This window comes from Moorena sp. SIO4E2 (assembly GCF_010671945.1).
GTDB lineage: Bacteria > Cyanobacteriota > Cyanobacteriia > Cyanobacteriales > Coleofasciculaceae > Moorena > Moorena producens.
Genome location: NZ_JAAHIE010000574.1, coordinates 1 through 4,272, shown reverse-complemented (window position 1 = coordinate 4,272; position 4,272 = coordinate 1). Strand labels below are relative to the sequence as shown.

The window sequence follows — 4,272 nt, the reverse complement described above, 5'->3', positions numbered from 1 at the left end:
TTAATTCTGTGTAGGTGCTTAAATAAACACTTTTGCAAAGGGAGCAGGGAGCAGGGAGCAGGGAGTAGTGGGAAGAGGCGGTATTCAGAAAATTTTGTTAGTTAAATAGCCTCAGAACCCTTTTATAGTAAGCTTTATAAGTTTTTTAACTGGAAATTTAGCATAAAAGGTACTGAAGAACCGAAAAAATTTAGATATATCAAGAATCCCTGACTTTTAGTATCCTGTTTCCATCCCCCTTCAACACTTTTATAGCGTTTATAGGACTCATGAGGTAAACATTATTTTTTACCTCTTCCCTCCTCCCTGCTCCCTGCTCAATGCTACCTGCTCCCTAAAAACCAGAAATTTGTACCTCACAAGTCGTAGAATTACTATAGCTTTTTCGCTGTTTCTGACTCTTCCTAATTGTCAAAAACCTACCCTTTTTAGGATGGGGAGATGGGGGAGATTTTTATTAAGGGTAATTATCCTAACATGATATAAAACTGTACCTCTGCCGACTCTCTCAATAATTTTTTACAAAACTTTTCAAAATATGCTATAATATGCAATTTTTTATGTTACAATCAAACCGTGGACAATAAAATCCACGGGAAGAGCCAGCCTGACGTACTTGCTAGGGCGAAGGCTGGCTCTGGCTACCCCTTGAAGTAAAGGAGATAACTTCATATTATGTCCTATCGTCCAAGCCTATATCCATGGGTCATGGTTCGCCTATTACCACCGATGCCACCAGTCGTTTTCGCTCGGTTCCCCAACTGTTCTGATGCCAAAGGTTATTTGCAGACCCTGAAACAGCTGGTGCCTGATGCTAGGTTTCTAATTATTTTCGATATAAGTCTGCCGATGGAGCCAGAGGAATAGGGAGTGTTGCAAGGATGGGAAGGGTGGGGAGATGGGGAGTCAGAGGATATCTGAAAAGTTTTTTGATACTAAATTTTGCCCCCCTAGCCCCCCAATTCTGGGGGGAACAAGAATCATTTGCTGGTAAAAGTCCCCCAAAATTGGGGGATTTAGGGGGCTTATATGTAGCAAATGAGACTTCTCAGACAACCTCTCAGATCCCTAGAAATGCGATTGGCCGTAGGCCACGCTACGCGATGAAGCGAAGCTTCCGCTAAGAGCGATCGCATTCTGAGGTATTGGGAGTGCGATCTTTTTTTTGCCTTACTTTCTCTGCCAAATTGGGTGTCGGTGATTGCGACTCCCATGCCACCCATGCTGTCCTTTTCAAAAGTCTTCCCTAGTCCCATTAGACTCAGATCTTGAGCAGATAACAACGTACTATAATACCCACAATACTTTTGATGGATTTGAGATGGCATTGAACTCTTCTACTTCCAGTTCGCCCAATACAGATAATTGGCAAACATCCTTATATAAAGAAGAATTCTACACTTGGCATAATTACCGTTGTGCCTATGAAGTCTATACCCCAACAGATGAAAGTGCTAAGACGAAAACTCCTCTACTATTAGTCCATCCTATCGGTGTTGGACTATCACGCTTTTTTTGGCATCGCTTTTGCCAGGAGTGGTTGAACACTGGCCATGGTCATCTAATTTATAATCCCGACTTGCTAGGATGTGGCGAAAGCGAAATGCCCCCTCTTGCTTACTACCCGATCGATTGGGCTGACCAGTTACAATATTTTTTAACAACTGTAGTCAAAAAACCGGTGATTCTGCTAGTGCAAGGGGCTTTATTACCTGTGGCACTTACCTTGATCCAAAAGCAAACTGAACCAAATTATATTCAAGGGTTAGTACTCTCAGGTCCTCCGTCTTGGTCTCTGATGACAGCAGAAACTCAATACTGGCAGCAGCGAGTTGCTTGGAATCTCCTCGAATCTCCTTTAGGTAGTGCCTTCTTTCGTTATGCTCGTCGCCGTCAATTCCTACAAAAGTTTTCGAAAGATAAACTGTTTGCTGAGAGTTCTATAGTAGATAACCAATGGTTAGATAATCTCCAAAAGGGAGCAATTAATCCAGCTAGCCGCTACGCAGTTTTTTCTTTTTTAGCTGGCTTTTGGCGACAAAACTATCAACAAGCGATCGCTAATACTTCTCAACCTACCCTAGTAGTAGTAGGAGAGCAAGCTTCAAGTATTAGTAAGCTGGGAAAATCTGAAACACCAGAAGACCGACTAGCTCAGTATATCAAGCATCTTCCTCAAGGTGAAGGTCGTAAAATTCCTGGTCGTAATGTTTTGCCTTATGAGTCAACCTATGAGTTTGTAAAAGTTGTCGGAGATGCTATTTCTAGGTTTGAGTAGTAGTATATAGCAAGTCTTATACCCATGAGGTACAAAGTTATGGTTTTTAGGGAGCAGGGACTTCGGAGCAGGGAAGAGGGAAGAGGGAAGAGGGAAGAGGTAAAAAATAATGTGTACCTCATAGCTAAGAGAAACGCTATAAATGCAAAGTAACTGTACCGATTAACCCAGGATGTGAGTTACTGGATGTCCAACTAGCATTAGACCTTTACCAATGTTAATCAACAAAGACCAGTGCATCGCACCCATTTGGATGCGATTACTTGGGGTGCATCTCATATTTGTAAAAAAGTTGCGTAGGGTGCGTTAGGGGGGCCTCATTTTCTGCCTCGTAGCCAGGGTTTGGATAGCCCGCCCCGTAACGCACCACGGTGTCAAACAGCAAAAATGAGATGCACCCATCACTTGTTTCATAGTCTCAATAGTATCAAACGTAGAAGAGCAAATGCTTACCGCTGATTGTATCATTCAGATGTCTGGATATCGCCTAGGTCAGGACGAGAAAGAGTTTTTCTTTTGTGATTTACCATTCATTTACCAAGAAGTGAAAGGAGAGTTTCCCGTTCACTCTGGGATGGGGGATGATAAATACCATCGCTCTCAAAAGCAGCGAAAGAAGATCAAGAAAGCAAGGAAGAAAGGGAAAAAGCGGCGGGCTGCTGTTCTAGCTAACCTGTATGATGTAGATTTTTTTGACGCTTATCGCGATCAATTGTTCGGAATGATTGGAGTACTAGAAGAGCGAACGCTACTAGCGGCCATACCCTTAGAAGAGTTGAGCGAAGACGAAGAGGAAGCAATAGATATCCTTACTGAAAAGGAGGAAGAATTATCAGATAGGTATGATGAGTTTCGCAATGCTATTGTACCTGACGGGGCGCTGGGGGGGTGACATGCCAGCTGAAATTATTACCCAGTAAGGAGTTCAGGCCATAATTGACTTCAGGTGCGCTTACAGTCGTCGAATTAAATTCGCCACGGGTCGCACCTGAAATATACATTCTGTTTTGGGCTGACTTTGGACTATGTTATAAGGGTTTTAGCTTCCATAAAATTAATTAAGGGTTAATTTGGGACTGTATCTTCCATGAGCCCATTGGCATCAAAGCCTTATAGAGTAAGTTTTTTGGGGCTCATGTCATATCATGTCCGGATAATTAGTTATAAAACACCATTACTCTTAAAACCTTACTCCTTTACTTCTGCCTTCTGCCATTCCCCTCCTGGGAGGGGTTAGGGGTGGGTACCCTCTGCCTTGCTTTGGCCAAAGTGTAAGTATTCAACCGGAAATTATATCACCCCCTCAGCTGCCTGGCACCAATAAAAATGGGTCAGACCACGAATAAAGTCGCAGTGCTTGAGTAAAACACAACAGCGAAAATTACCTGCTCCAACTATTCAATATTCTCAAAGGTGCGGTTGACAATTGGTTAATCATGGAATTGCCATAGTCTTCCGGCTGGCTGCAACTGTTGGGGAGTAGGAAAGAGCCACTGGACGCTCTAGCACCCGACTGATCGAATCAGCTACCTTGCCTCTATTCCATTTAATTGTTAGTTTGGCTTAGTAAGTATTTAAGAACCAACATTTCAAAACTAAAAGGTGAATAACATGAAAACCTGGGTAAGGCGTCTAAGTACAATTATTTGTACTATAACCCTAGCCTTTACTTTAATGGCTAAACCAGCTCAAGCTTATTCCGATATAGCCCTGGTAAGACAAGCTCCAGGTTGGGGTAGTATACCTGTGGCTTTTGCCGAAGGTGATGGTAGCTTTAATGTTACCAATGCCGGAATTAGCAACTTTATTGATAAGTGGGCACCCACAGGTGGAGTTAAGGTTTTAACTGGTGACTTTAACGGCAATGGTCGCACCGATATCGCCCTGGTACGACAAGCTCCAGGTTGGGGTAGTATACCTGTGGCTTTTTCCAATGGTGATGGCAGCTTTAATGTTACCAATGCCGGAATTAGCAACTTTATTGATAAGTGGGC

At 42.9% G+C, this 4,272-nt stretch carries 5 protein-coding genes and 1 pseudogene; 5 read left to right on the top strand and 1 reads right to left on the bottom strand.

What is annotated here, in order from left to right; genetic code table 11:
- Positions 1–675: 675 nt before the first annotated feature.
- Positions 676–867 carry a hypothetical protein gene (locus F6K37_RS33270; RefSeq protein WP_287254944.1) on the top strand — a complete coding sequence of 64 codons (192 nt, stop codon included), beginning with the start codon at positions 676–678 and terminating at the stop codon, positions 865–867.
- A gap of 158 nt (positions 868–1,025) precedes the next feature.
- Here the strand turns inward: F6K37_RS33270 and F6K37_RS33265 are convergent, their stop codons facing one another.
- Entirely contained in the window at positions 1,026–1,328 is a 303-nt protein-coding gene (locus F6K37_RS33265) for a hypothetical protein (RefSeq protein WP_287254942.1), read from the bottom strand.
- Here F6K37_RS33265 and F6K37_RS33260 point away from each other — a divergent pair.
- From F6K37_RS33260 to F6K37_RS33245, 4 genes and pseudogenes are all read left to right on the top strand, one after another.
- Positions 1,322–2,278, top strand: a complete 957-nt coding sequence (locus F6K37_RS33260) for an alpha/beta fold hydrolase (protein WP_287254941.1) — start codon at positions 1,322–1,324, stop codon at positions 2,276–2,278. The two genes, F6K37_RS33265 and F6K37_RS33260, sit on opposite strands and share 7 nt — an antisense overlap.
- Positions 2,279–2,302: 24 nt before the next feature.
- Positions 2,303–2,431, top strand: coding sequence for a hypothetical protein (locus F6K37_RS33255; protein WP_008188771.1), 129 nt, complete (start codon positions 2,303–2,305; stop codon positions 2,429–2,431).
- A gap of 292 nt (positions 2,432–2,723) precedes the next feature.
- Positions 2,724–3,170 (top strand): hypothetical protein, encoded by a 447-nt coding sequence (locus F6K37_RS33250; RefSeq protein WP_008188770.1) that lies wholly within the window; start codon positions 2,724–2,726, stop codon positions 3,168–3,170.
- 719 nt (positions 3,171–3,889) lie between these two features.
- Positions 3,890–4,272: pseudogene (locus F6K37_RS33245) on the top strand (hypothetical protein); the annotation flags it as partial.